This is a genomic window from Actinomadura oligospora ATCC 43269 (assembly GCF_000518265.1).
Lineage (GTDB): Bacteria > Actinomycetota > Actinomycetes > Streptosporangiales > Streptosporangiaceae > Spirillospora > Spirillospora oligospora.
The window spans coordinates 117,277-141,373 of the sequence record NZ_KI912410.1 but is presented as its reverse complement, the minus strand read 5'-3'; the positions used below and the strand labels follow the sequence as shown (position 1 = coordinate 141,373).

Below are 24,097 nucleotides of genomic sequence, written 5' to 3'. Positions count from 1 at the left end.
GGGCGGGGTGCGGCGGGTGGGCGGGGTGCGGCGGGTGGGCGGGGCATGGTCACCAGCCTCCGGCGGTGGGGTCGTAGCCGTGCTCGGCGAGTTCGGCGGCGCAGGCGATGGGGGCGGCGGGGTGGGCCTGGCCGTCCGGGGCGAGGGCGAAGACCTCCGACGACAGGACGCGGCCGTCGACGCCCGTGACTTCGCGGATGGACGCGACGTACCGGCGCAGCCGTCCGCCGGTGGCGTAGTCGTTGCGCTTCTCGATGAAGACGACGAAGTCGATGGCGCCCGCGATGAGCATGTGGGTGGCCTCGACCGGGAGGCGCTCCTCGGACTGGATCGCGTACGTCGCGACGCGGTTGAAGACCTCCATGGAGGAGTTGGCGTGGATGGTCGACAGGGAGCCGTCGTTGCCCTGCGTCATCGCGTTCAGCATGGTGACGATCTCGTCGCCGAGGACCTCGCCGACGATCACGCGGGACGGGTTCATGCGCAGCGAGCGGCGGACGAGCTCGGCCATGGAGATCGCGCCCTGGCCCTCGGAGTTCGGCAGGCGCTGCTCGAACGCGACCACGTTCGGGTGGAGTTCGGGGAAGGCGTCCAGGCCGAGTTCGAGGGCGCGCTCGACGGTGATGAGGCGCTCGTGCGTCGGGATCTCGTTGGCGATGGCGCGCAGCAGGGTCGTCTTCCCGGCGTTGGTCGCCCCGGCGATCATGATGTTCTTGCGGGCCAGGACGGCCGCGCGCAGGAACAGTCCGACCTCGGGGGTGAGCGTCCCGTTGCCGATGAGGTCGGACAGGAACACCTTGCCGAGCCGGGCGCGGCGGATCGACAGCGCGGGGCGGACGGTCACGTCCATCACGGCGGAGAGGCGCGAGCCGTCCGGCAGGCGCAGGTCGAGCTGGGGGTTGGCGGTGTCGAACGGACGCGACGACAGGCCGGAGTAGGCGGCGAGGATCTGGATGAGCTCGACGAGTTCCTCGTCGCTCTCGGCGACCGGCTCGCCCATGACCTCGCGTCCGTCGGCGTAGCCGATGAAGACGCGGTCGCAGCCGTTGAGGTCGATGTTCTCGATCTCGGGGTCCTCGAGCAGCGGCTGGAGGCGGCCGACGCCGAACAGCGCCGCGTGGACGCCCGCCGCGAGCGCCTCCTCCTCCTCGGCGTTCGGCGGACGGCGTCCGGAGGTGATCTCGCCGCGCGCGAACTCCTCCAGGACCTGCGAGATCAGCGCGCGGGCGAACTGCCGCTCGTCCTCGCCGGACATCGGCGGCAGGCCGTTGGCGGCGTCCAGGCGGCGCTGCTGCGCGAGCCGGTCGCCGACCTCCTGGCGCAGCCGCTTGACCAGTGCGTGGTCCATCAGCGCCTCCCCCCGGCGGGCATCGGCTCGGCGCCCGCCGGTCCGCTGCTCACCCTGGTCAGCAGGGTGGACGCGACCTCGCGGGCGGAGCGGACGAGCAGGGTGCGGTCGAGCCGTCCGCCCCACTGGCCGGACAGCAGTTCGGCGCCCTTCGGGTCGAGCGCGAGCCCGCCGAGGACCGAGACCGGCGCGGACGGGACGCCGCCGCGCGCCTCGAGGCGCTGCCGGGTGCCGGTGAGGACGCGGTCGACCTCGGCGACGGACGCGCGGAAGTCGCGCGGGTCGGCGAGGACGACGACGCCGACCGGCGGTCCGCCGCGCAGCTCGCCGGTCAGGGCCGTGACGCGTTCTCGCAGGTGGGCGACCTGTTCGAGGGTGGCGCGGGTCAGCAGGACGACCATGTCGGCCTCGCGCAGCAGGTCGTTCAGCGGGCTGCCCGCGCCGAGCCGTCCGCAGTCGGCGAGGACGTCGACGTCGCCGAGGCCGCGGAAGGCGCGGGCGAGCGGGCTCCACAGCCAGGTCATGCCCTGCGCCTGCTCGGCGCTGGTGATGCCGACCAGGACGTCCAGACCGCCGACGAGCCGCTGGCAGTGCTCGGCGATCTGGTCGGGGCGCAGGCCGCGGCGGGCGGTCGCGGCGAGGCTGAGCAGGCCGCGCGACGGGTTGAGCATGGTGGACCCGCCGGACCGTCCCGCACCGCCGGACGCTCCGGGTTCGCCGGACGTCGCGGGGTCGGCGGGCAGCCGGTACACCAGGTCGCCGCCCGCCTGGTCGCACTCGGCCACCAGCACCGGGCGCGGCCAGACCGCGCCGAGCGCCACCGCGGCAGTCGTGACGCCCGGGGCCCCCTTGTCGGCGGCGAGCGCGATGAGGGCCACGGTCAGCCCCCGCCCGTGCCGGGCGACCGCTTGGTGTGGTCCGACGGACGTCCCGACGGCGCGTTCCCCGAGGGCGCGTTCCCGGTGGGCGTGTCGTTGTTGCCGGACGGGGTGTTCCCGTTCGGCGACGGCGGGACATCGGAGCCCCCGCCGCCCGGTGTCTGGCCGCCGCCCTGCGCCTGCGTGCCGTCCGGGATGAGCGCGACCGCGACGAGCCCGCCCGAGGCGGCCTGCGTGACCGCGCCGACCTGGCCCGGCGCGACGGCGACGTCCAGGCTGAGGCCGTCGCTGCCGAGCCGTCCGCTGCCGCCGGACGAGACGCCGATGACGATCGCGTCCGGGGCGAGGACCGTGCCCGCGCGCGCGGCCCCGCCGCCGTTCCCGCCGCTCACCGCGTACAGGCTGACGTGCTTGCCGGACTCCAGGCCCTTCGCCGGGAACTGGCCGGGCTTCAGCGACAGGCCGACGATCATGCGTCCCTGCGCGGCGCCGTTCGTCCGGCTGACCATGGAGTTGGTGAGGAGGGCGCCGCGCACGAGCGGCACCGCCGCGTACGTCTGGGCGACCTTGGCGCGCTCGGACCAGGCGATGTACTCGATGCCGGTGTCGCCGACCTGGACCTCCTGGAGCGCCGACAGCGGGATCCGCTGCCCGGCCGCGACCGGCTGCGCGATCCGGACCGCCGAGACGCGCTGCCCGCTCGCCATCACCAGGTACGCGCTGGCCAGCGCGCCGCCCAGGACGAGCAGCACGGCCAGCGCCGCGAGCGCCGGTCTGCGCTCGCGCGGCGCGCTCGGCAGCCGCTGACCGCCCGCCGTGCCGAGCCCGGTGGACCCGAGCCCGCCAGCCGCCGGGCCCGTCGTGAGCCCGCCCCGTCCGCTCGTCGCCCGCTGGTCGCTCTTCATGGGGGCAGCCACGTGCTCCTTTCGCGCCCGCCGGAATCTCGGATGTGGAGATCTCCGAATCGTCGGGCGATCCATGCTTGCGGGACGGACGCGCCCTCGTCAACGGATTCGGCCGGACGTACCCGGGACGTGACCAAAGGAGCACGGGTGACCAGCCGTTTCGCCGACCACTTCACGGTTAACGCTGGGTCACACCGGTCACTGACACCACCGAATCGGACACCCGATAAGGGCGATATGTTCGAATTTGACGGAGTGTGTGGAACGGCGCGTCCGGATCAACGGCGGGCGCCGTCCGGATCCCGTCGATATCCCTTTTCCGGAAGGGCGACCGCCGCGCCCGCCCGGTCCGCGTCGTCCCTTCTCGTTAAAGTGAGCCCCGGTCGACGCGCGCGCGATGTGCGCGTGTGTGCGGCGCGTGCAATGGCGCAGGACAGAGGGGCTGGGATGCGGATCTCGTTCACGGCGCTGACCCAGGAGGGGCCCCGGGACGTCGTGGCGGACGTCGACGACCGCGCCACCGTCGGCGGGGTCGCGCGGGCGCTCACGGCGCGGGGCGACGGGCTCTGGGCGGACGGCCGGATGCTCGATCCGCAGGCCCCGGCGGCCCGCGAGCTGCGGGACGGCGCGGTCGTCGCCGTCGAGCGCAGGACGGCGGCGGCGACCGACCTCGCCGAGCCGTCCGGGCTGGTCGAGGTGCGGGTGGTCGGCGGGCCGTCGGCGGGCCCGGTGCACCGGCTCGGGTTCGGGACGGTCACGGTCGGGTCCGGCGGGCGCGCCGACCTCACGCTGGACGACCCGACGGTCCCCGAGGTGTCGCTGCGGGTCACGGTCGGGCGGGACGGCGCCGAGGTCGAGCCGTCCGCGCACACGATCGGGCAGGCCGTCCTGGACGGGGCCGCGCTGGACGGGAAGCGGGCGTGGCCGGTCGGGAGCGTGCTGGCCGTGGGGTCGAGCGTCCTGATGCTGACGGCGAGCGCGCAGCCGGACACGCACCTGGAGCCGCTGGCCGAGGGCGGCCTGGCGTTCAACCGCCCGCCACGGCTGAAGCCCGCGGTGCGCAAGCGGCGGATCGACGTCCCGAAGCGTCCGGAACGTGACCCGAAGGAGCGGCTGCGGCTGTTCGGCGCGCTGCTGTTCTCGGCGTTCGGCCTGGTCATGGCGTTCGGCATGGGCCAGTGGTGGTGGGCGCTGTTCGCGCTCGCGTGGCCGGTGATGGCGGTCGGCGAGTGGATCGGCGACCGGATGTACGGGCGCAAGTCCTTCAAGAAGGCGCTGCGCGACTACGAGGCGCAGAGCGCAGCGTTCGGGGCGCGCCTGGCCGAGCTGCGCCGCGAGGACGAGCGCGAGCGCCGCGACGCCGAACCCGACCCGGCCGAGATCCTGCTGACCGCGACCGGCCCGCGCCGCCGCCTCTGGGAGCGGCGGATGACCGACCCGGACGCGCTGCGCCTGCGCGTCGGCCTCGCCGACCTGCCCTCGCTCATCGAGATCCGCAGCGACGGGCCGCACCCGGGACGGCCGTCGTCCAGCCTCAGCGGCGGCCTGGCGTCCAGCGCGAACCCGAAGGCGAGCGGCGCGGGACGCGTCCTCGCGCCGGACGCGGGCGGCGCGCTCGGCGCGGACGGCGACGGGACGCCGGAGACGCCGATGTCCCGGCTCGTCCCGGTCGCGCTGCCGCTCCCCGACATCGGCGTGCTCGGCATCACCGGGCCCCGGACGGCCTCGCGCGGCCTCGCGCGCTGGCTGGTGGCGCAGGCCGCGGCCCTGCACAGCCCGCGTGACCTGGCGATCGTCGTCCTCACGGCGGACGCCGAGGCGGGCGAGGAGTGGAACTGGGTGCGGTGGATCCCGCACACGCGCCCGCGCGAGGGCGAGGAGTGCACGGCCCTGGTCGGGTCGGATCCGGAATCGCTCGCTCACCGTATTACCGAGCTCGCGATCCGGGTGAGCGAGCGGCGTCGCGCCGCGCAGGCCGCGCAGAGCTTCTTCGGCCAGGGCAAGCCGCCCGAGGCGATCCCGTACAACATCCTCGTCGTCCTGGACGGCGCGCGGGCGCTGCGCCGCCAGCCGGGCATGCCGATGCTGCTCGCGCGCGGCGCGGAGTACGGCATCCACGCGATCTGCGTGGACGACGAGGAGCGGCTGCTCCCCGAGGAGTGCAACGTCGTGGCGGCGTTCGAGGAGGAGGGCGGCCCGGCCGTCCGGCTGCGCGGGCACGGGCTCGACGCGATCGGCCCGGTGCTGGCCGACCGGGTGCCGGTGGCGTGGGCCGAGCGGGTCGGACGCGCGATCGCGCCCGTCCGGGACGTGTCCCGTCAGGACTCCGACGACGCCCTCCCCGCGAGCGCGCGCCTGCTCGACCTGCTCGCGATGCCCGAGCCGGACGCGGGCGCCGTCCTGCGGTCCTGGCAGCGGACCGACGGCCGCGCCACCCGCGTCCCGATCGGGCTGAGCGCGGACGGCCCGTTCTCCGTGGACCTGCGGTACGACGGCCCGCACGGGCTCGTCGCCGGGACGACCGGCGCGGGCAAGTCCGAGCTGCTCCAGACGCTGATCGCGTCGCTCGCGGTCGCGAACCGCCCGGACGAGATGACGTTCGTCCTGATCGACTACAAGGGCGGCGCGGCGTTCGCCGACTGCGCGCGCCTCCCGCACACCGTCGGGATGGTCACCGACCTGGACGGGCACGCGACCGAACGCGCCCTCGAGTCCCTGTCGGCGGAGCTGCGGCGGCGCGAGGAGATCCTCCTCCAGGCGGGCGCGAAGGACATCGACGACTACCAGGCGGGCGGCGGCGGCGGGCTGCCGCGCCTCGTCCTGGTCATCGACGAGTTCGCCGCGATGGTCGCCGAGCTGCCCGAGTTCGTCGCCGGGCTCGTGGACATCGGACGGCGCGGACGGTCCCTCGGCGTCCACCTGATCCTCGCGACGCAGCGTCCGGCCGGGGTGGTGACGGCGGACATCCGCGCGAACACCAACCTGCGGATCGCGCTGCGCGTCACCGACCCGGACGAGTCCACCGACGTGATCGACGTCCCCGAGGCCGCGCGGATCGGCAAGGCGACGCCCGGCCGCTGCTACGTGCGGTCCGGCGTGGACGAGCCGAGGCTGGTGCAGACCGCGCGGGTCGGCGGACGGCGTCCCGCGCCGGGCGCCCCCGCCGGACGCGCCGACGTGCACACCGTGGGCTGGCAGGGCCTCGGCCGTCCGCTGCCCGGCCCGCGCGAGCCGCTGGACGACGCGTCCGGCGAATCGGTCACCGACCTGGCCGTCCTCGTCCGGGCGATCGAGGACGCGGCGCGCCGCGCCGGGATCGAACGGCAGCCGTCGCCGTGGCTGACCCCGCTGCCCGAGCGGGTGCGGCTGGAGCCGCGCACGGCCGCCGGGGGCTCGGTCGTGGACGTCCCGGCGATCCCGTTCGGGGTGACCGACCTGCCGTCCGTCCAGTCGCGCGAGCCGCTGGTCGCCGACCTGGTGAAGGGCGGCCACCTGTACCTCGCGGGGACGGCCCGGTCCGGGCGGTCGACGGCGCTGCGCACGTTCGCCGGGTCGCTCGCCGCCGCCTGCTCCCCGTTCGACGCGCACCTCTACGCGATCGACTGCGGCGCGGGCGCGCTGCTGCCGCTGGTGTCGCTGCCGCACTGCGGCGCGGTCGTCGGCCGCGACCAGCTCGACCGCACCGAACGGCTGCTGGCCGCGCTCGGCGCGGAGGTGTCGCGGCGGCAGCAGCTGCTCGCCGAGGCGGGCTTCGCGTCCCTGTCCGAGCAGCGCGCGGCCGTCGCCGCCGCCGACCGGCTGCCCTGGATGGTCCTGCTGCTCGACCGCTGGGAGGGATTCGTCGGCGCGTTCGACGCCTACGACTACGGCCGCCTCATCGACGTGACGCTGCGGCTCCTGCGCGAGGGCGCGGCGGTCGGCCTGCGCGCCGTCTTCACCGGCGACCGGACGGGCCTGACCGGCCAGGTCTCCACGGTCTTCGACCGGCGGCTGGTGCTGCGCATGGCCGACCCCAACGACTACGGCTACGCCGGGCTCCAGGACCGCCAGATCCCCGCGTCCATGCCGCCGGGACGCGTGCTGGAGGTCGTCGCGCCGGGCGTCCCGCCGCGCGAGTCGCAGATCGGGCTGCTCGCGGACGACCCGTCCGGCACGGCCCAGGTCACCGCCCTCCAGGAGATCGCGCGCGCCGCGTCCACCCGGTACGGACGCCTGCCGCGCGGGCGGCGTCCGCTGCACGTGGACGAGCTTCCGGCGCGCGTGACCTACCGCGAGGCGTTGGACCTCGACCCGGACCTCCTGCCGCCGTCCGCGCTCTGGTCGCTGGTCGGCGTCGGCGGCGACACCCTCGCCCCGGCCGGTGTCGACCTGCTGAACGAGGGCCCGGCCTTCGTCGTCGCCGGACCGGCCCGCTCGGGCCGCTCCACCACGCTGCGCACGATCGTCGAGTCGCTGCTCGACCCGGCCGTCGCGGGCGGGCTCGTCCCGGTCGTCCTGGTGACGCCGCGACGCTCCCCGCTGCGCATGCTCGCCGGACGCCAGGGCGTCCTCGGCCTGCTCACCGCCGACTCCACGATCGACGACCTGGAGGAGGTGATCGGCTCCGAGCACCGCTACGCCGTGGTCGTGGACGACGCCGAACTCCTCGACGAGCACGACCTGGACGACGGGCTGCGCGACGTCCTGCGGACCGCCCGCGACGGCGAGCACGCCCTCGTCCTCGGCGGCACCACCGAGGACCTCGGGCGCGGCTACCGGGGCTTCCTCGCCGAGGCCCGGCGCTCCCGCTCCGGCGTCCTGCTCTCCGTCGACTCGCCGGACGACGGCGACCTGTTCGGCCTCCGCCTGCCGCGCAACGCCTCGCTGTCCGGACCCGCCGGTCGCGGCCTCCTCGTCCGCTCGGCCGTGACCACCCGGATCCAGGTGGCCCTGCCGCCGCCCCTGAACGGCTGATCCTTTCCTTCGCCTGCGGCGCCGACGTGCTGTTTCGTACGTCGGCGCCGCTTTTTCGCGCCGAATGGAGAGCACTGCTCTTGACTGTGAGCGTCGTTCGCGAGAGCATTGCTCTCGCAGGGACGAAACGCACATCCTGGACGTCGGAGGTCCGCACATGCTCGCCATCGCCAAGGGCGCCAACATGGCCGTGATGTTCTTCCTGGAGCTCGGCGTGCTGGCCTCCGTCGGCTACTGGGGCTTCACGCTCGACTCGAACTGGGCCGTCCGGATCCTCGCCGGACTCGGCGCGCCGATCGCGATGGGGACGCTGTGGGGGCTGTTCGCGGCGGGCGGCGGCGAGAACGCCACCTTCGCCCTGCACGGCATCGCCCGCGCCGCCTTCGAGATCGCCTGGTTCGGCACCGCCGCGCTCGCCCTCTACGCGTCCGCCGCCCTGACCCCGGCCCTGATCTTCGCGGCCGTCTACGCCGTCAACGCCGTCCTGCGCCTCACCTGGAAGCAGTGACCCCTGCGGCGGAACGGCCCGGCCCCCTCGGCGGCCGGGCCGTTTCTGTGTCTCCAGGACATCAGAACGGTGGTGGCGGGAGGCGGCGCAGGACGGTCGCCCAGCCGATCAGGATCGTCCCGGCTGCGAGGGTTCCGGCCGCGACGAACACGGGACGCGGATCGTCCCCGGACGCCCGGCTCGCCACGCCCGCCAGCGCCGCGCCGATCGGCGTCACCGCAATGACCATCGAGCGGATCGTCGTCGTGACCCGTCCCATCAGCGGACGCGGGATCCACGCCTGCCGCGCGCTCCGGTTCACCACGCTCGCCAGCGTCACCGCCGCCCCCTGGACGGCGTTCGCCGCGATCAGGGCCCACGCGTCCGAGACCGTCCCCATCACCGCCAGGGACGTCCCGACCCCGACAACGCCCGCGGTCACCGCGCCCATCGCGCCGAGCCGCCGCGCGACCGCGCCCGCTACCATCGCCCCAGCGACGCCGCCCACCCCCTCGGCCGCCACCAGCGCCGCGACCGCGTGCGTGGGCAGACCCAGCGTCACCCGTCCCAGATAGACGATCAGAGTGTCCACAGCGAGGCACAGGTTCACCCCCACCTGCACCACCGTCACCGCCAACAACGGACGGCACCCCCGCAGAAACCGCACCCCCTCCACAAAGTCCCGGAACATCCCCCGCCGTTCCTTCCGAGCACGCACGCGTTCGCTCGGAACCTGCACGCGCTCGCTCCGGACGCGCACGCATTTGGTCCAGGCGCGCACGTGCCCGGGCCGGGCGCGCGCGCGTTCGGGTCGCGTGCGGGAGACGGTCAGGAGGGACGCGCAGGAGAGGGTGAAGGTCGCGGCGTTGGCCAGGAGGGCCGTCCCGAGGCCCGCGGTCGCCGCGAGGAACGCGACCGCGGCGGGGCCGACGACCGCCGCGAGCTGCGCGGACGTCTCCATGACCGCGTTCGCGCGCAGCAGCCCGTCGTTCGCGAAGAGGTCCTTGAGGGACGCGCCGAGCGCCGCGTCGAAGAACACCGTCGCGATCCCGGCGACGACGGCCAGGCCGAGGACGACGGGCAGCGGCGCCACGTCCGCCCAGGTCATCACCGGCAGCGCGACGAACACCCCGGCGCGCGCGACGTCCGCCGCGACCAGGACCGTCCACGCGTCCCACCGGTCGGCGAGCGCGCCCGCCGGGACGCCGACGAGCAGGTACCCGATCCCGCGCGGCGCCGCCGCCAGCCCCGCGAGCAGCGGATCGCGCGTCAGCCGCAGCACCAGCAGCGGCACGGCCAGCACCGCCAGCCCGTCCCCCAGCAGCGACACCGCCTGCCCACCCAGGAACACCCGCCGGGCGGCGGCGTTCATTCGGGACGGACGGCCAGGATCCGGAAACTCACCCCCAGTCGTCCGCGCGCGACGTCCTCGATCCGGAACCCCGCGCGGCTCAGCATCGGCCGGGGGTCGCGGGTCAGGTGGTCCGCCGAGAGCCGCAGGATCAGGGGCTCCACCAGCCGCATCAGCGTCCGGACGGCGAGGTTGGACGACGGCCCGTGCTCGGCGAGGACGAACCGTCCGCCCGGCCTGAGCAGGCGGAACGCCTCCCGGACGGCGGCGTCCGCGTCCGGGATCGAGCAGAGCGTGAACGTGGAGACGACCGTGTCGGCGCAGCCGTCCGGGAGGTGGAGGCGCTGCGCGTCGTCCCGCCGCAGCTCGACGCGGTCACCGAGCTTCTCGTCCTCGACCCGCTTGCGGGCGACGTCGAGCATCGCCTCCGACAGGTCGATCCCGACGACCGAGCGGGCGGCCTCCGGGTAGAGCGGCAGGTTGAGGCCCGTCCCGACGGCGATCTCGACGACCCGTCCGGCCGCGCGGCCGGTCACCCACGCGCGGCTGCCCGGGAACAGCCACCGCTCGCAGGTCGCCATCTGCCGGTCATAACGGTCGGCGATGGCGTCGAACACCTCGAGCACGCGTTCGTTGGTGGTCCGCACCCGTCCTCACCTCCGTGCCCGGCGGTCGCGGGCTCCGTCCCGATCGTCCACCCGGATCCGCGCCCGCGCACCACCGAACCTTCGGGCGGACGCGTCCGCGCAGGCAGTCCGGGGCGTGCCGAAACCGGCCACTAGGGCGTGTCTCAAGGTCGGCGTCGCGCGGTAGGGCAGGTGACCTTGAGACACGCCCTAGAGTGCCGGAATGATCTGGAAAGGTCCGATGCGCCGGGTCGTGGGCGGGGAGACGGTCGTCGGCGTCTGGTGCCACGTGTGGGTGACGCACCACTCCTCTCCACGCCCGTTCGTCGAAGACCTGTTCGTCTTCGCCGACGGCCACATCGAATGCGGCGGCGGCATGGACCTGGACGGCCTGCGCCGCCGCCTCGCCGACGGACGCGTCCGCCTCCGCGACCCCGACCTCCCCGCGCCGTCCGGCCCACCGGAGCGTCCGCGCTGGTCGGCGCGCTATCCCGAGCCGCTGACGGACGACGGCTTCGTCGCCGAGATCCTGGACGAGGTCGAGAGGCTGAACGGCCGCCCGACCTCGTCCGACCGCTGCTGGGACGCGATCCGCCGCTGGCAGGACGACCCGACCGAGGCCAACCGGCGGCTCGTCCGGGACGCCTACCTCGCGATTCCCGGGCACAACCGCGTCTACGTCCTCGGCGACATGGACCGCCAGGACATCCCCCTGCGGCAACTCGCCACCGACCCCGGCGAGCCCGTCTGCGGCGACGGCCCGATCGCCGACGAAGCGCTGTATCTCCAGGTCAAGGAGTACTTCGACGCCGGTTCCCGGAGCGAGGACGCCTTCCGCGCGAAGATCGCCCTCCGCCACGCGGACGACGCCGCCCCCACCCCCGCGATCGTGTTGCACGAACGTGGGAACGTCTCCGGCGACGTGCTCGACGACGCCGTGTTGCGCAACGAGTTCCCGTCCCCGATCACCTACCGCGGCCAGACCTACCGGACGGTCCTGCACGCCTACTGGGCCCAGGCCGTGGCCGCCCCCACGGACCACGACCGGATCCGCGACACGGCGTCCGTCCGGGACGCACAGGAACTCGGCGGCTCATGCCCGCTGCGCCCGGACTGGTCCGTCCGCCGCGTCGCGGTCATGACCGAGATCCTGCGCGCCAAGTTCACCCAGCACCCCCCGATGGCCGAGATCCTGCTGGCCACCGGGGACGCCGTCCTCATCTACACCGGGTACTCCGAATCCCCGTTCTGGACCGACCGGGGACCCCGCGAAGGCCGCAACTGGATGGGCCGCCTGCTCGAACTCGTCCGCTCCGAACTGGCGGCTCAGCCGTCCAGCTGAGCCCGCAACGCGGCGAGGAACCACTCGCTCACCGGCGTCAGATCGGGCTGCGCGGGCCACCCGTTGATCTTCCCCAGCAGCGCCCAGTACCGCGCCGCGCGAGGGTCGTTCGCCGTCTCCAGCCGCCGCAGGACGTCCCGCCGGTACTCCGGCGAGTCCGCCTTGCCGAACGTCTCCGCGTACCGCGCGATCAGGCCGTCCACCACGGGCCCGGCCTCCGCGGACGCGGGCGCGATCCCCGCCTCCAGCGCCGCGCCGGCCTTCTCGAGGACCGCCTGCGTCAGCTCGTGATGCAGCTCCGCCTCGTCGGCCTGTTCCGCCTGGTGCTCGGCCATCCGCCGCACGGACGCCCGGAAGTCCTCGTCCCGCACCAGGTCGCCCAGCTCGATCCACGCCTCGACCTGCTCGGGCTCCGGATCGTCCGGCAGCTCCGGCATCGCCGACCGCATCATCGCCACGAACGCCGGATTCGCGTCCAGCCCACCGAACGTCGCGTCGATGAACTCGTGGATGATCGCGTTCCGCTCCTCCGCGGACAACCGCGCCAGCTCATGCATGATCTTCAACTCCTCAGGGTCGGATCCGCGCCTGGCCACCGCCCGCAACACCGCACGCCGCAACCGCAACGTCCGGATCTGCGCGTCCAGCGCCTCCGCGTGCACCGCCGCGATCTCGGGCAACGTGACACCCCGCTCCAGCAACCGCCGGACGGTCGCCAGGTCCACGTCGAGATCCCGCAGCGTCCGCACCAGCTCCAGCCGAGCCAGCGCGCGCACGTCGTACAGCCGGTGACCGGCGTCGGTACGTCCGGCGGGCGGAACCAGCCCCTCGTCCGAGTAGAACCGCACGGTCTTCACCGACACCCCGGCACGCCGCGCCAACTCCCCGATCGAGAACACCAGTCCGTCCGCCATGCACCCAACCCTGCGACCTCCAGTAACTGGAGACGCAAGTCCTTTCAGCCGACCTTCTTCCGCCCGAACAGAAAGTAGGCCACCGGCCCCGCGAAGTTGACGAACGCCGCCACCCGCCACACCCGTTTCGGCCCCCGGACCCCCTCGGCCGGCCGCCGCCACAGATCCACCAGCGCCGCGACGGCCAGCACCCACTGCACCACCACCGCCCCCACGATCACCCGCCGCTGCCGCACCCCAAGCTCCCCCCACGACCGCCTCTCCACCACCACAACCCCACCCCTTTCACTCCGGACGCGGCGTACACCCATGAATCTCCCCAAACCGCCTCTCCGCAATCCGCATGAACCCCACCATGTCCCGAACCGCATCCCGCCCCCCCACAACCCCCACAAAATCAATACGCACGAACGGTCGATGCCGACCACAAGAAAAGGCAGCAATAACATAATTTGGACGCTCGGGCGTGAAACCTCCGGGGACTGTTGAGGCAATCCCATTCCCAAGCTCCGGCGCAAGCCGCTGCACGCCAGCCCCATTTCGCTGACTCCGCTGCTTCTCGACCGTCGCGTCGCCATCAGCGAAGGACCAGTCGACGCCAAGCGGATATCTGCCGTCGGCACCAGCCAGGCAAACATGTTTGCTCGCCTGTGGAGCGCTGACCCACCGAGCCGTGATGTCTCCAGATATACCGACAGCGTCCTTAAATTCCGCCGCGGGAACAACATCACACAGATAGGGCGCACGTTCTGTCACCCGCCTGGACGACACCTTCACAGGTTCACCCTCTCCTCTATCCGTGCAGGACGCAGCCAGGATTGCGGCGCAACCCAACGCAATAATCCCTCTGTTCAAGCGATCACCTGCTAACGCTTGGCGGTAGATTGTCGCCAGCATCGTCGCGATAGTGGCCCGAGGTGTCCACCTTTCCATGCTCCAGTGCACCAGAGATATCGTCACTCACATTGGCCAAGTTCGCTGATTCGTTCGCCCAGGAAAGCAGAGCATTCAGCTCATCGGCGTTCATCGAGGCGACTGGTTTTATCTTGCCCGGGTGCGCCGGGTCGGCGAACGGCTGGCCGCTGGCGTCCGCGGCCGAGTACTTGCCGTGGTCCACGAGACTGGAGGTCACCATCTGGGTGAAGAGACGCTCAATGGCCTCGGCGTTGTCCTTGGGGGCGAGGACGGTCGGGTCGGGCTCCTCCGCGAGGTGTTGGACGACGTGTGCCTTCATCGCTGCCATGACCTCGCCGGTAAGCCATGTCGCCGCCTGTTCCCCTCCGGGGACCTTCGCCGACTGCTGAGCGTAGATTCCGGCGACGGGGATGAGCCCCGTCAAGCCGTCCACTTCGGCGGTCAACCTGGCCAGGTCCTCCGCGAGCCGCGCCTTCTCTCCACCGACCGCCCGATTGCGGGCCTCGATCAGATGGCCGAACACCCGGCCTTCGCCCTTCAGCGCGTTCGACAGGTTCTTGCCTTCGGCGATCGCCCGGTCGATCTGGACGCGGGCGTGAGCGGTCTGGGCTCTGAGCAAGGTCTCGTAGGCATCGGCATCGCGACAGATGTCGAGAAGCGCGTAGTCGAGATCGCCGTTGCGCAGGGGTGTCGCGCCTTCCACTCGCGTCGTGCTCTGGAAATAGCGGTAGACGTCCTGGACCTGGTGGATGTGCCGGGCGAGTATCTCGGCCATTGCAGGACGCATCGCCGCCAGGTCGTCCGCGCCATCCCGGACCGTGATCTTGTTGCCCGCCACATCGACGCCGAAGTGGGTGCGGGCGTCGTCGCCCAGATACTTGGCGGCTTGGAGGGTGAGGGTGGTTGAGGTTTCGTCGGGGGTTGTGGTGGCGGTTCGGAGGGCGTTGCCTAGGGCCTTGCCGTGGTCTGTTCTGGACCAGTCCTGGCGGAGGTCGTGGATGAGGTAGTGGAGGTCGGAGTCGTTCTTGGGGGATTGGGGGGTGAAGGGGCCGTGCCAGCCGGTCAGGAGGGTTTGGGCGGCGTCGCGGCCTGAGTGGGCGGCGGTTTCCAGGAGTGGGGAGAGGATCTCGCGTTGGGGGTGGACGTCGTGGCGGCCGAGGAGGCCGCCGGATTCGCGGACGACCTTGGTGGTGTTCGCGTCCAGGGCGTTGCCCAGGTGGAAATGGCCGCTCAGGTCGGTGACGACGTCGGGGGACTTCTCTCGCTGGTCGCGGTCGTAGGCGATCAGGTCGTGGCCGACGACGCGGAAGAAGGCCGGGGAGAATCTGGCTCCGGCGTCGGCGCCCAAGAGGGTGGACAGGGATTGGTAGCCGTCCACGTGGCCACGGAATCGGGTGCGGCCGGCTTCGGTGAGGCGGGTCAGGAATTGGTCGCCCATGTAGCCCTTGCCCCGCGGGTCCGTTGTGGACGCGAGGCAGCGGGTGAGGAGGGACAGGGCGCTGCGGGCCTGGGCGGCGTCGGCGTCGATGCGGGCGTCGCCGACGACGTGGAGGGTTCCGTCGGCCGGTTCGAGGTTCATGTCGGCGGCGAGGCGTGCGGCGAGGTCGGCGGGGATGGTGAGGAGGGTGTCGGGGCCGAGGGACGTCATCAGGGCCTTCGCGAAGGCCGGGGTGACGTCCTCCGGGCGGATGCGGTTCAGTTCCCTCCAGGCTGAGCGGTCGCCGGCGGCGGCCCGGCGGAGGGCGTCGGCCAGGCGGGTGCCCTCGAAGTGGGAGACCTGGTCGGTGAAGCGGTCGGGGAGGGTCAGGTAGGTGCCGTCCGGGGCGCAGAGCTTCGGGGCGGTCGTCCGGCGGTCCATGTCGTGCGCCAGGAGGTTGCGGCGGCGCAGGTCGGACGCGGCGTCGGCGGCCCAGGCGGCGAGGCGGCGGATCTCCAGGGCGGGGGCGGTGGAGACGCCGGCGGCGTTCAGGGTCTGCCAGAGCTGGTCGGCCAGGGTGGCGAGGGCGGGCGCGGCGCGGGTCATCTGGCGGGTCATCCGCTCGAACTCGGCGAGCTTCACGCCGCAGGTGTCGGGGGCGAGCCAGGCGTCGGCCATCAGAGGGCCGGGAGGTTCGACTTGTCGCGGAGCAGCTGGAGGGCCCGGGCGAGCTGGGTCTGGAGGCGGCGCTCGGCGTCCTCGAGGCGGGACGCGAAGCCGGTGGCGGACGGGCCGCCCACCCAGGCGCGGTCGTCCATGGCCCGGCGTGGTCCGGACAGCAGCCGCCAGTGCTCGTCCGAGAGGTTCTGCGCCCGGCCGAGGAGCATCCGGAGCTCCAGCGCGTCAGGTCCGCTCATCGTCACCCTCCGTCGTCACGGGGATGACTGTCGCACGCGCGGCCGTGCGCGCGACGGCCCGTTCCTGGATCGTGACTCCGTGTCGCGACGGATGTCCCGACATGTCACGCGGAGGCGGCGGCGCGGGTCCCGGCCTCGGGGGGATGGGCCGGGACCCGCGGTCCAGGGGGCCGCGCTCAGCGGGTGGCGGCCTCGATGTTCTGCTGCGACCGCTTGATGTCCTGGCTGCCCTCTTCGAGGGCGAGGGCCATCTTGTCGAAGGCGGCCTTGGCCTCGGCCCACGCGCCGCGGAACCGGTCCGCGCCCGGGCCCCACCACACCTCGGTGCTGCCGACGGTGCGGCCGTTCAGGTCCTTGATGAGGGCGTCGAGGTTCCGGGAGTGCTTGCTGAACATCCGGGACATGTCTTCGAGTGCCCCGATGCTGGCGCCGCGCTTGTCACCGCTCATGCTCCGACCCTTTCGTCGCTGGTTGCGATCGCTGGACCACGCCGGGCGGTCGCCGCCTCGCCGTGGCGCGTTCTCCGGGCCCCGAAGAATATGCCCGCCAGCCTACGCCCCACCGATCACAGGAGGCCAGGCGCGCCACGGCCCTCGCGCGACGTTTGGGCCCCATTCCCACCGGCTTGCTCTGGCCGGATCCGGTCAGGACATCATTTTCCGGCCGTCCGGCCACCGCATTCTGACCCGGCTTTTGACGGACGACGGGGGCGCGGGCAAGGACAATTCCCCGCGTCCCGGACGGTCAGAAGGACGGCGGCCTCAGCGTGATCGGCGGGATGACCGGGACCGGCGTCCGGAACGTCGGCTCCGGGGTCGGCGGCGTCACCGGGCCGGACGGCACGGACGGCGTCGCGGTCGGGCTCGACGGCGACGGGCTCGGCGTGGTCGGCGACGGCGACGGGTCGGGCGTCACCGGGCTGGACGGAACCGACGGCTCCGGCGGTTCCGGCTCGGGACTCGGCTGGGTGGGCGCGGACGGCTCGTCCGTCGGGTCCGGGTCGTTCACGGGGTGCGCGCCCGGGTCGGTGACCCGCTCCCCCACCAGGACGAGCTGCTCGCCCCGCAGGACGAACTCGAACCGGCGCCGGACGGACTGCTCGATCCGCCCGTCCCCGTAGCTGAGGTCGGTGTGCTCGGTGACGTCCAGCGTGATGTGGTCGCCGCGCCGGACGGCCCGGTCGGCGGACAGGCGGGTCTTCGCGGCGACGAAGGCGGGTCCGCCCGGGACGGGCGCGCGGTTGCGGTTGGCCAGCTCCCGGACGGCGCGTTCCTGGTTCTCGGCGAGGTCGGGCGCGATCTTGACGCCGAGCACCTCGGTCGGCGGACGCCGGTCCTGGCGGCGGCGCTCGACGAGCGCCTGGGAACGGAACTCGAGCAGGGCGCCCGCGGCGACGGTCAGCTGCCGAGTGGTGTCGGCGTCCACGGACGGACGGCTCGGGCGCGCCGAGGACGGCACCACGACGAGCAGGGCCAGCGCGACCAGCAACACCGCCCGCGATCCGTGCCGAACCATGCGTCTCCCTGCGAATCTCCGCGGATCCCCGCAGAAGATACACCGGTTGATCAGGCCACCGGGAGACCCGTTTCGGAAGGCTGGAATGAAAACCATTGCCACCCGGTTGTACGGGCCGTCCGCGATGCGGGCGGTGCGGACCACCCGGACCCACCGGCCGCGGGCGCGGACCACCGTCCATCCGTCCACCCTGGAGGCGATCATGAAGCAGAGCATTCACCCCGAGTACCGGCCGGTCGTGTTCCGCGACCGTGGCGCCGACTTCGCGTTCCTCACGCGCTCCACGGTCCGGCCGTCCCAGACCGTGACCTGGGAGGACGGCAACACCTACCCGGTCGTGGACGTCGACGTCTCGGCGGCGAGCCACCCGTTCTACACGGGCCGCAGCCGCCTGGTCGACTCGACCGGAGCCGTCGAGAAGTTCAACCGGCGCTACAGCCGCAAGGGCTGACGACCACACGCCCCGTCGCCCTGAGAGCCCCCGGCCCCGTCCCTCGACGGGGCCGGGGCTTCCTCATGCCCGCGTGGCACCGAGCACATCCGCGTTCAGCATTCCCCGTCAGGCACGCCCACGGGATCCGGCCCGCGATGTGTGATCTTGAGCGCCCCGGCCACCCGCCGCACGACCATCCGAACGCGACGGGAGCCCGACCCTCGGGACACCCCGGGACGAGTGCACGCTTAACCACGTTTGCCCAGCGTGCAGCCGGTAAGTAAGGGCCCATCCACCCGAGCTGGACGGTCGTCCAAGCATGCCTCGGAAGAGGCCTCACCCTCCCCAACCGAGGACGGCCGGATCATAAGGAGGGCCTTACCGTCGGCGGTCTCCGGGCACTTATCTAGACTGCGCGTGCGAGTCGAGTGAGGAGACCCACGTGCGCAAGGTCCTGATCGCCAACCGCGGGGAGATCGCGGTCCGCATTGCCCGCGCTTGCCGCGACGCCGGGTTGACCAGTGTCGCGGTGTACGCCGAGCCGGACCTGGACGCCCTGCACGTTCGGGTGGCGGACGAGGCGTACTCCCTGCACGGGACGACGGCCGCCGAGTCCTACCTGGACATCGGGAAGCTGCTGAAGATCGCCGCCGACTGCGGCGCGGACGCCGTCCACCCCGGATACGGCTTCCTGGCCGAGAACGCCGACTTCGCCGCGGCGGTGGAGAACGCCGGGCTGACCTGGATCGGGCCGCCCCCGGCGGCGATCACGGCGCTCGGCGACAAGGTGCAGGCCCGGCACATCGCCCAGAAGGTCGGCGCGCCGCTGGTCGCGGGCACCAAGGACCCGGTGTCCGGCGCGGACGAGGTCGTCGCGTTCGCCGAGGAGCACGGCCTGCCGATCGCGATCAAGGCCGCGTTCGGCGGCGGCGGGCGCGGCCTGAAGGTGGCCCGCGAGTTGGGCGAGGTCGCCGAGCTGTACGAGTCGGCCGTCCGCGAGGCGATCGGCGCGTTCGGACGCGGCGAGTGCTTCGTCGAGCGCTACCTCGACAAGCCCCGGCACGTCGAGACGCAGTGCCTCGCCGACAGGCACGGCAACGTGGTCGTCGTGTCGACGCGCGACTGCTCGCTGCAGCGCCGCCACCAGAAGCTCGTGGAGGAGGCCCCGGCCCCCTACCTGAGCGACGCGCAGATGGAGCTGCTCTACAACTCGTCCAAGGCGATCCTGCGCGAGGCGGGGTACGTGGGCGCGGGCACCTGCGAGTTCCTGGTCGGCCAGGACGGCACGATCTCGTTCCTGGAGGTCAACACGCGTCTCCAGGTCGAGCACCCCGTCACCGAGGAGGTCGCCGGGATCGACCTGGTCCGCGAGATGTTCCGCATCGCGGACGGCGAGGAGCTCGGCTACGGCGACCCCGACCTGCGCGGTCACTCCATCGAGTTCCGGATCAACGCCGAGGACGCGGGCCGCGGCTTCCTGCCCGCCGTCGGGACGCTGACCGACTGGCAGCCGCCGTCCGGTCCGGGCCTCCGGCTCGACTCCGGGTACGTGAAGGGGCAGACCGTCCCGCAGCAGTTCGACTCGCTGGTCGCCAAGCTGATCGTGACGGGCGCGACGCGCCGCCAGGCCGTGGAGCGGGCGCGCCGCGCGCTGGACGAGTTCGTCGTGGACGGCATGCCGACCGTCCTGCCGTTCCACCGGCGGGTGCTGGACGACCCGGCGTTCGTCCCGGCGGACGACGCGTCCGCGTTCACCGTCCACACCCGGTGGATCGAGACCGAGTTCGACAACGACATCGAGCCGTTCGCGACCCCGGCCCCCGGCGAGGAGGACGAGGCCGCCGGAGCCCGCGAGACCGTCACCGTCGAGGTGGGCGGCAAGCGGATCGAGGTCACCCTGCCGTCCTCGCTGGGCGTCTCCGCCGCTCCCGCCGGCAAGGCCGCCCCGGCGCGCCGCCGCGGCGGCCGGAAGGGCGGAGCCGCGGCCCAGGCGTCCGGCGACGCCCTGGTCTCCCCCATGCAGGGCACGATCGTCAAGATCGTCGCGGAGGACGGCGCGACCGTCGCCGCGGGCGACACGATCGTGGTACTCGAGGCCATGAAAATGGAACAGCCCCTCACCGCCCACAAGGCCGGGACGATCACCGGGCTGTCCGCCGCCGTCGGCCAGACGGTCTCCAGCGGCGCCGCCATCTGCGAGATCAAGGACTCCTGATCCCGGGGGCGGGAACCGCCCGAACGTCCACGGAACCCGTGTCGGCTGCGGTCGGCGCGGGTTTCGCGCGTTCCCGGACGGGGCCGGTTCCGTGCCGTGTGCTCCGGGTTGGGGATGGCGAGGGCGGGTCGCCCGCGTTGAGGGGAATGTGGGGCTTGTTCGGGGCCGGAATCGCGACAGTGTGACGAAGGTCTCATCGAATCGCGGGGAGCCGGGAGCGTGGGCGGAACGTCCACGCGGCTGAACTCGTCTTATTCACCGAGGAGGCAGACTGAGAATCATGAGATCCGATAACAGACCACGGCGTACGGCCAGGCGTGGTGTATTCGCGGCGGGGGTCGCCGTACTGACCGTCCTGCTGGTGAGTCTGTGGGGGACGGGCGCCCGCGCGGACGACTCGGCGAGTCAGATCGCCAAGGGCCTGACGAGTTCGCGCGTCTACGTGGACAGCAGCGTCGCCTCTCAGGTCCCGTCGTCCGACGTGGCCGAGATGAACGCGGCTCTCAACAAGAACTCCAAGGCCGACATCCGGGTCGTCGTCACCGACGGCGACAACTCGCAGTCGGCGACCGTGGCGACCCTGAAGGCCGTCGCCACGCGGGTCGACAAGGGCAAGGTCTACGTCGCCATCGCGTCCGACGGCAAGCACATGCTGGCCCTCACCAAGAAGGGCTCCTACCTCTCGGCCAAGGACGCCAACAAGCTGGTGTCGCAGGTGTCCGGCGAGCCGCTGAAGCAGCGCGTGATCGACTTCTCCGACAAGGCCGAGAAGAAGGCCGCCGACAAGGAGAAGGCCGGAACCGTCGGCGCGTTCGTGCTGCTGGGCGTGCTCGTCCTGCTGGTCGCGGGCGGCATCGCGGCGTTCCTGGTGGTGCGCAAGCGCCGCCGGACGCGCAAGGAGCGGCAGATGGCCGACCTCAAGCGCGGCGTCGAGGAGGACGTGACCAAGCTCGGCGAGGACATCGCGGCCCTCGACCTCAACGTCATGGACCCGGCCCTCAACGCCGAGGCGAGGTCCGACTACGAGCAGGCGATGAACTCCTACGACGCGGCGAAGTCGGCCACCGACAACGCCCGGCGCCCGGAGGACATGCAGGCCGTCACGACCGCCCTGGAGGACGGCCGGTACTACATGACCGCCTGCCGCGCCCGGCTGAACGGCGAGCCCGTGCCCGAGCGGCGCGCGCCCTGCTTCTTCAACCCGCAGCACGGCCCGTCCGTCCAGGACGTCATGTGGGCCCCGGCGGGCGGCGCCCCGCGCTCCGTCCCGGCCTGCGCGGCCGACTCCCAGGCCGTGCTGAGCGGCGGGCAGCCCGACGTCCGCATGGTGCCCTACGGCGACGGACGCCGTCCGTACTGGGACGCGGGCCCCGCCTACGCGCCCTACGCGGGCGGCTACTACCAGTCGTACGGCGGCATGGACCTGCTGTCCGGCATGATGATCGGCACCATGCTCGGCTCGATGATGGGCGGCGGCTGGGGCGGTCACCACGACATGATCAACGCCGGTGGCGGCGACGGAGGGTTCGGCGGCTTCGGCGGCGACTCCGGTGACGCCGGCGGCGGCTGGGACTTCGGCTCCGGCGACTTCGGCGGAGGCGGAGACTGGGGCGGCGGAGGCGACTGGTAACCCCTCCCTTCCCGACCCGAACGACCCACGGCCCGGCCCGTGTCCTCACCCGAGGACACGGGCCGGCCCCGTTCCCGCCCCCGCCTGGTGCGGGGGCGGGTGGAGCGGGCATACAGCTTGTGTCGGGACAGATGGGACGATCATGAAACGTCTGCCGGGTGATCCCGGCCCGCTGCGGCGCGTGCGGTACACGCTGGGGTTCCGGCTGCCCCCGGAGAACCTCCAGTGGGTGCGTCACGACCTCACGGACGCGGGCTGGCGGACGCGGCTGGTCGTCCGGCACATCGTGCTGATGATCCCGATCTCCCTGGCGCTCACCCTGCTCCCCGGGCCGTGGTGGCTGCGCCTCATGGTGGCGCTGCTGGCGTTCCTGGGCGGTTCCCTCACCGCCGCCGTCAGCGCGGACGACCTCCGCCGCTCCCGCCTCCACCGCCACGGCCTCGAAGTCCCGCCAGGCCAGCGCCGCTGACCTCCCACACCCCGCCCGAACGCGGCCCTGCCCGCACGCCCCTGCCCGAACGCGGCGCTGCCCATACGACGCGCCGCCCGGACGCGGCGCTGCCCGAACGGCGCACGGCCCGTCTGCCACGTCATCCGCCCGCGGCGCTGCCCGCCTGCCGCGTCGTCCGCCTGCAGCAACGGGTTCGCGTCCGCCTGCCGCGTTGGCCACCCGTAGGGCTCGCGTCCGTCTGCTGCGGTGTGCGGGTGCTTGGTGGGCTGGCTGCGTGCGGGGGCTCGGAAGTGCGAGAACGGCTCGTCCGGGAGGGGCGAGCCGTTCTTGGTGGAGGGTGGGTCAGAAGGCGTGTTCGGACATCAGGCGGCGGGACGCCTCGGTGATCGATCCCGACAGGGACGGGTAGACGGCGAAGGTGTGGGCGACCTGGTCGACCGTGAGGTGCTGCTGGACGGCCAGGGAGACGCCCAGGATCAGCTCGGAGGCGCGCGGGGCCACGATGACGCCGCCGAGGACGATGCCCGTGGACGGGCGGCAGAACAGCTTGACGAAGCCGTCCTCGAAGCCCTGCATCTTGGCGCGCGCGTTGGTGAACAGGGGCAGCATGACCGTGCGGGCGTTGACCTCGCCGGAGTCGACCATGTGCTGGGTGACGCCGACGGAGGAGACCTCGGGGTCGGTGAAGATGTTGGACGAGACCCAGCCGAGCTTCAGCGGCTGGACGGCCTCGCCGAGGGCGTGCCACATGGCGATGCGGCCCTGCATGCCCGCCACCGAGGCGAGCATGAGCACGCCGGTGCAGTCGCCCGAGGCGTAGATGTGCGGGACCGACGTCCGGGAGACCTTGTCGACCACGACGAAGCCGCGGCTGTCGAGGGCGACGCCGACGTCCTCCAGGCCGATCCCGGACGTGTTGGGGATCATGCCGACGGTCATCAGGCAGTGCGAGCCCTCGATCTTGGTGCCGTCCTCGAGGGTGACGGTGACGCCGTCGCCGGTGCGCTCGGCCCCGGCCGCGCGGGAGCGGGACATGACCTTCATGCCGCGGCGGAGGAAGACCTCCTGCAGCACGGACGCGGCGTCGGCGTCCTCGGTCGGCAGGATGCGGTCGCGCGAGGAGACCAGGGTGACCTTGGAGCCGAGCGACAGGTAGGCCCCGGCGAGCTCCGCGCCGGTCACGCCGGACCCGACCACGATCAGGTGCTCGGGGAGTTCCGGCAGGTCGTAGAGCTGCCGCCAGGTGAGGATGCGCTCGCCGTCCGGCTCGGCGCTGGGCAGCACCCGCGGGGTCGCGCCGGTCGCGAGCAGGATGATGTCGGCCCGGATGCGGCGGTCGCCGACCGCGACGACGTGCGGCTCGACCAGCCGCGCCTCGCCCCGGACGATCTTGACCTCCTCGTAGGCGAGCCGCTCGGCGACGTCGAACGACTGCGCGCGGGCGAGGTCCTTGACGCGCTTGTTCACGGTGGGGAGGTCGACCTCGAGCCCGCCGACGATGCCGTCCGGCCCGCCGCTGAACCGCAGGCCCAGCACCGACGACTCGCCCATCACCGCCATGCGGGTGGACGTCGCGATCAGCGTCTTGGACGGGACGCAGTCGGTCAGCACGCACGCGCCGCCCGGCCCGTCGCGCTCCACCACGGTCACGTCCGCGCCGAGCTGCGCGGCGACGAGGGCGGCCTCGTAGCCGCCTGGGCCTCCTCCGATGATCACAATGCGCGTCACGCCTCCCATTGTTCTCCACCCGGTCCGATGCTCGGACCCCGACCGGGTATGGAGGCGCGTACCCTTGGCGGA

At 72.8% G+C, this 24,097-nt stretch carries 19 protein-coding genes; 7 read left to right on the top strand and 12 right to left on the bottom strand.

Going from position 1 to position 24,097, the window contains the following annotated elements:
* Positions 1-49 precede the first annotated feature (49 nt).
* Genes P696_RS0132280 through P696_RS0132270 form a run of 3 tightly spaced genes read right to left on the bottom strand, consistent with a single transcriptional unit; the run spans position 50 to position 3,143 of the window.
* Positions 50-1,348 carry a TadA family conjugal transfer-associated ATPase gene (locus P696_RS0132280; protein ID WP_026415572.1) on the bottom strand — a complete coding sequence of 433 codons (1,299 nt, stop codon included), beginning with the start codon at positions 1,346-1,348 and terminating at the stop codon, positions 50-52.
* Positions 1,348-2,226, bottom strand: coding sequence for a hypothetical protein (locus P696_RS0132275; protein ID WP_026415571.1), 879 nt, complete (start codon positions 2,224-2,226; stop codon positions 1,348-1,350). The genes P696_RS0132280 and P696_RS0132275 overlap by 1 nt, the downstream gene beginning before the upstream one ends.
* Positions 2,227-2,228: 2 nt before the next feature.
* Positions 2,229-3,143, bottom strand: coding sequence for a hypothetical protein (locus P696_RS0132270; RefSeq protein WP_026415570.1), 915 nt, complete (start codon positions 3,141-3,143; stop codon positions 2,229-2,231).
* A 435-nt stretch (positions 3,144-3,578) separates the two neighbouring features.
* Here P696_RS0132270 and P696_RS0132265 point away from each other — a divergent pair, with 435 nt between their 5' ends.
* Positions 3,579-8,084, top strand: a complete 4,506-nt coding sequence (locus P696_RS0132265) for an FtsK/SpoIIIE domain-containing protein (RefSeq protein ID WP_026415569.1) — start codon at positions 3,579-3,581, stop codon at positions 8,082-8,084.
* Positions 8,085-8,241: 157 nt separating this feature from the next.
* The gene (locus P696_RS0132260; RefSeq protein WP_026415568.1) at positions 8,242-8,592 is read left to right on the top strand and encodes a YrdB family protein; all 351 of its coding nucleotides are present in this window, start codon (positions 8,242-8,244) and stop codon (positions 8,590-8,592) included.
* A 61-nt stretch (positions 8,593-8,653) separates the two neighbouring features.
* Here P696_RS0132260 and P696_RS0132255 read toward each other — a convergent pair whose 3' ends face one another.
* Together P696_RS0132255 and P696_RS0132250 are read right to left on the bottom strand one after the other, a co-directional pair.
* Positions 8,654-9,943, bottom strand: a complete 1,290-nt coding sequence (locus P696_RS0132255; RefSeq protein WP_026415567.1) for an MFS transporter — start codon at positions 9,941-9,943, stop codon at positions 8,654-8,656.
* Positions 9,940-10,569 carry a class I SAM-dependent methyltransferase gene (locus tag P696_RS0132250; RefSeq protein ID WP_026415566.1) on the bottom strand — a complete coding sequence of 210 codons (630 nt, stop codon included), beginning with the start codon at positions 10,567-10,569 and terminating at the stop codon, positions 9,940-9,942. The genes P696_RS0132255 and P696_RS0132250 overlap by 4 nt, the downstream gene beginning before the upstream one ends.
* A 202-nt stretch (positions 10,570-10,771) precedes the next feature.
* Here P696_RS0132250 and P696_RS0132245 point away from each other — a divergent pair, with 202 nt between their 5' ends.
* Positions 10,772-11,890 carry an NADAR family protein gene (locus tag P696_RS0132245; RefSeq protein WP_026415565.1) on the top strand — a complete coding sequence of 373 codons (1,119 nt, stop codon included), beginning with the start codon at positions 10,772-10,774 and terminating at the stop codon, positions 11,888-11,890.
* On the opposite strand, the gene P696_RS0132240 is transcribed toward P696_RS0132245, so the two are convergent.
* The 6 genes from P696_RS0132240 to P696_RS49485 form a co-directional block, all read right to left on the bottom strand.
* Positions 11,875-12,804, bottom strand: coding sequence for a MerR family transcriptional regulator (locus tag P696_RS0132240; protein ID WP_026415564.1), 930 nt, complete (start codon positions 12,802-12,804; stop codon positions 11,875-11,877). The genes P696_RS0132245 and P696_RS0132240 overlap by 16 nt on opposite strands.
* A gap of 44 nt (positions 12,805-12,848) precedes the next feature.
* A complete protein-coding gene (locus tag P696_RS0132235; RefSeq protein WP_245627898.1) occupies positions 12,849-13,040 on the bottom strand; it encodes a PLDc N-terminal domain-containing protein in 192 nt (63 codons plus the stop codon).
* A gap of 623 nt (positions 13,041-13,663) precedes the next feature.
* Positions 13,664-15,814 (bottom strand): hypothetical protein, encoded by a 2,151-nt coding sequence (locus P696_RS53170; protein ID WP_026415562.1) that lies wholly within the window; start codon positions 15,812-15,814, stop codon positions 13,664-13,666.
* Positions 15,814-16,053: a hypothetical protein gene (locus P696_RS0132225; RefSeq protein WP_026415561.1), complete on the bottom strand. Its 240-nt coding sequence runs from the start codon at positions 16,051-16,053 to the stop codon at positions 15,814-15,816. Before P696_RS0132225 ends, P696_RS53170 begins: the two co-directional genes overlap by 1 nt.
* Before the next feature lie 176 nt (positions 16,054-16,229).
* Complete coding sequence (locus P696_RS0132220) at positions 16,230-16,502, bottom strand: WXG100 family type VII secretion target (protein ID WP_026415560.1); 273 nt, start codon at positions 16,500-16,502, stop codon at positions 16,230-16,232.
* Positions 16,503-16,797: 295 nt separating this feature from the next.
* The gene (locus P696_RS49485; RefSeq protein ID WP_064744167.1) at positions 16,798-17,568 is read right to left on the bottom strand and encodes a hypothetical protein; all 771 of its coding nucleotides are present in this window, start codon (positions 17,566-17,568) and stop codon (positions 16,798-16,800) included.
* Positions 17,569-17,770: 202 nt separating this feature from the next.
* Between P696_RS49485 and P696_RS0132210 the strand changes: the two genes are divergently transcribed.
* The 4 genes from P696_RS0132210 (at position 17,771) to P696_RS49480 (ending at position 22,315) form a co-directional block, all read left to right on the top strand.
* Positions 17,771-18,019: a type B 50S ribosomal protein L31 gene (locus tag P696_RS0132210; RefSeq protein WP_026415559.1), complete on the top strand. Its 249-nt coding sequence runs from the start codon at positions 17,771-17,773 to the stop codon at positions 18,017-18,019.
* 424 nt (positions 18,020-18,443) lie between these two features.
* Positions 18,444-20,216, top strand: a complete 1,773-nt coding sequence (locus P696_RS0132205; protein ID WP_026415558.1) for an acetyl/propionyl/methylcrotonyl-CoA carboxylase subunit alpha — start codon at positions 18,444-18,446, stop codon at positions 20,214-20,216.
* Positions 20,217-20,577: 361 nt separating this feature from the next.
* Positions 20,578-21,846: a hypothetical protein gene (locus tag P696_RS0132200; protein ID WP_084338533.1), complete on the top strand. Its 1,269-nt coding sequence runs from the start codon at positions 20,578-20,580 to the stop codon at positions 21,844-21,846.
* Positions 21,847-21,988: 142 nt separating this feature from the next.
* On the top strand, positions 21,989-22,315 hold the full coding sequence (locus P696_RS49480; RefSeq protein WP_051468428.1) for a DUF5313 family protein: 327 nt from the start codon (positions 21,989-21,991) through the stop codon (positions 22,313-22,315).
* A 324-nt stretch (positions 22,316-22,639) separates the two neighbouring features.
* Here the strand turns inward: P696_RS49480 and P696_RS0132185 are convergent, their stop codons facing one another.
* On the bottom strand, positions 22,640-24,025 hold the full coding sequence (locus tag P696_RS0132185; RefSeq protein WP_026415556.1) for an NAD(P)H-quinone dehydrogenase: 1,386 nt from the start codon (positions 24,023-24,025) through the stop codon (positions 22,640-22,642).
* Positions 24,026-24,097 lie beyond the last annotated feature (72 nt).

Coding starts and splice junctions, on each gene's coding strand:
- P696_RS0132280 (WP_026415572.1), bottom strand. CDS start 1,348: ATGGACCACGCACTGGTCAAGCGGCTGCGCCAGGAGGTCGGCGACCGG.
- P696_RS0132265 (WP_026415569.1), top strand. CDS start 3,579: ATGCGGATCTCGTTCACGGCGCTGACCCAGGAGGGGCCCCGGGACGTC.
- P696_RS0132260 (WP_026415568.1), top strand. CDS start 8,242: ATGCTCGCCATCGCCAAGGGCGCCAACATGGCCGTGATGTTCTTCCTG.
- P696_RS0132255 (WP_026415567.1), bottom strand. CDS start 9,943: ATGAACGCCGCCGCCCGGCGGGTGTTCCTGGGTGGGCAGGCGGTGTCG.
- P696_RS0132245 (WP_026415565.1), top strand. CDS start 10,772: ATGATCTGGAAAGGTCCGATGCGCCGGGTCGTGGGCGGGGAGACGGTC.
- P696_RS0132240 (WP_026415564.1), bottom strand. CDS start 12,804: ATGGCGGACGGACTGGTGTTCTCGATCGGGGAGTTGGCGCGGCGTGCC.
- P696_RS53170 (WP_026415562.1), bottom strand. CDS start 15,814: ATGGCCGACGCCTGGCTCGCCCCCGACACCTGCGGCGTGAAGCTCGCC.
- P696_RS0132225 (WP_026415561.1), bottom strand. CDS start 16,053: ATGAGCGGACCTGACGCGCTGGAGCTCCGGATGCTCCTCGGCCGGGCG.
- P696_RS0132220 (WP_026415560.1), bottom strand. CDS start 16,502: ATGAGCGGTGACAAGCGCGGCGCCAGCATCGGGGCACTCGAAGACATG.
- P696_RS49485 (WP_064744167.1), bottom strand. CDS start 17,568: ATGGTTCGGCACGGATCGCGGGCGGTGTTGCTGGTCGCGCTGGCCCTG.
- P696_RS0132210 (WP_026415559.1), top strand. CDS start 17,771: ATGAAGCAGAGCATTCACCCCGAGTACCGGCCGGTCGTGTTCCGCGAC.
- P696_RS49480 (WP_051468428.1), top strand. CDS start 21,989: ATGAAACGTCTGCCGGGTGATCCCGGCCCGCTGCGGCGCGTGCGGTAC.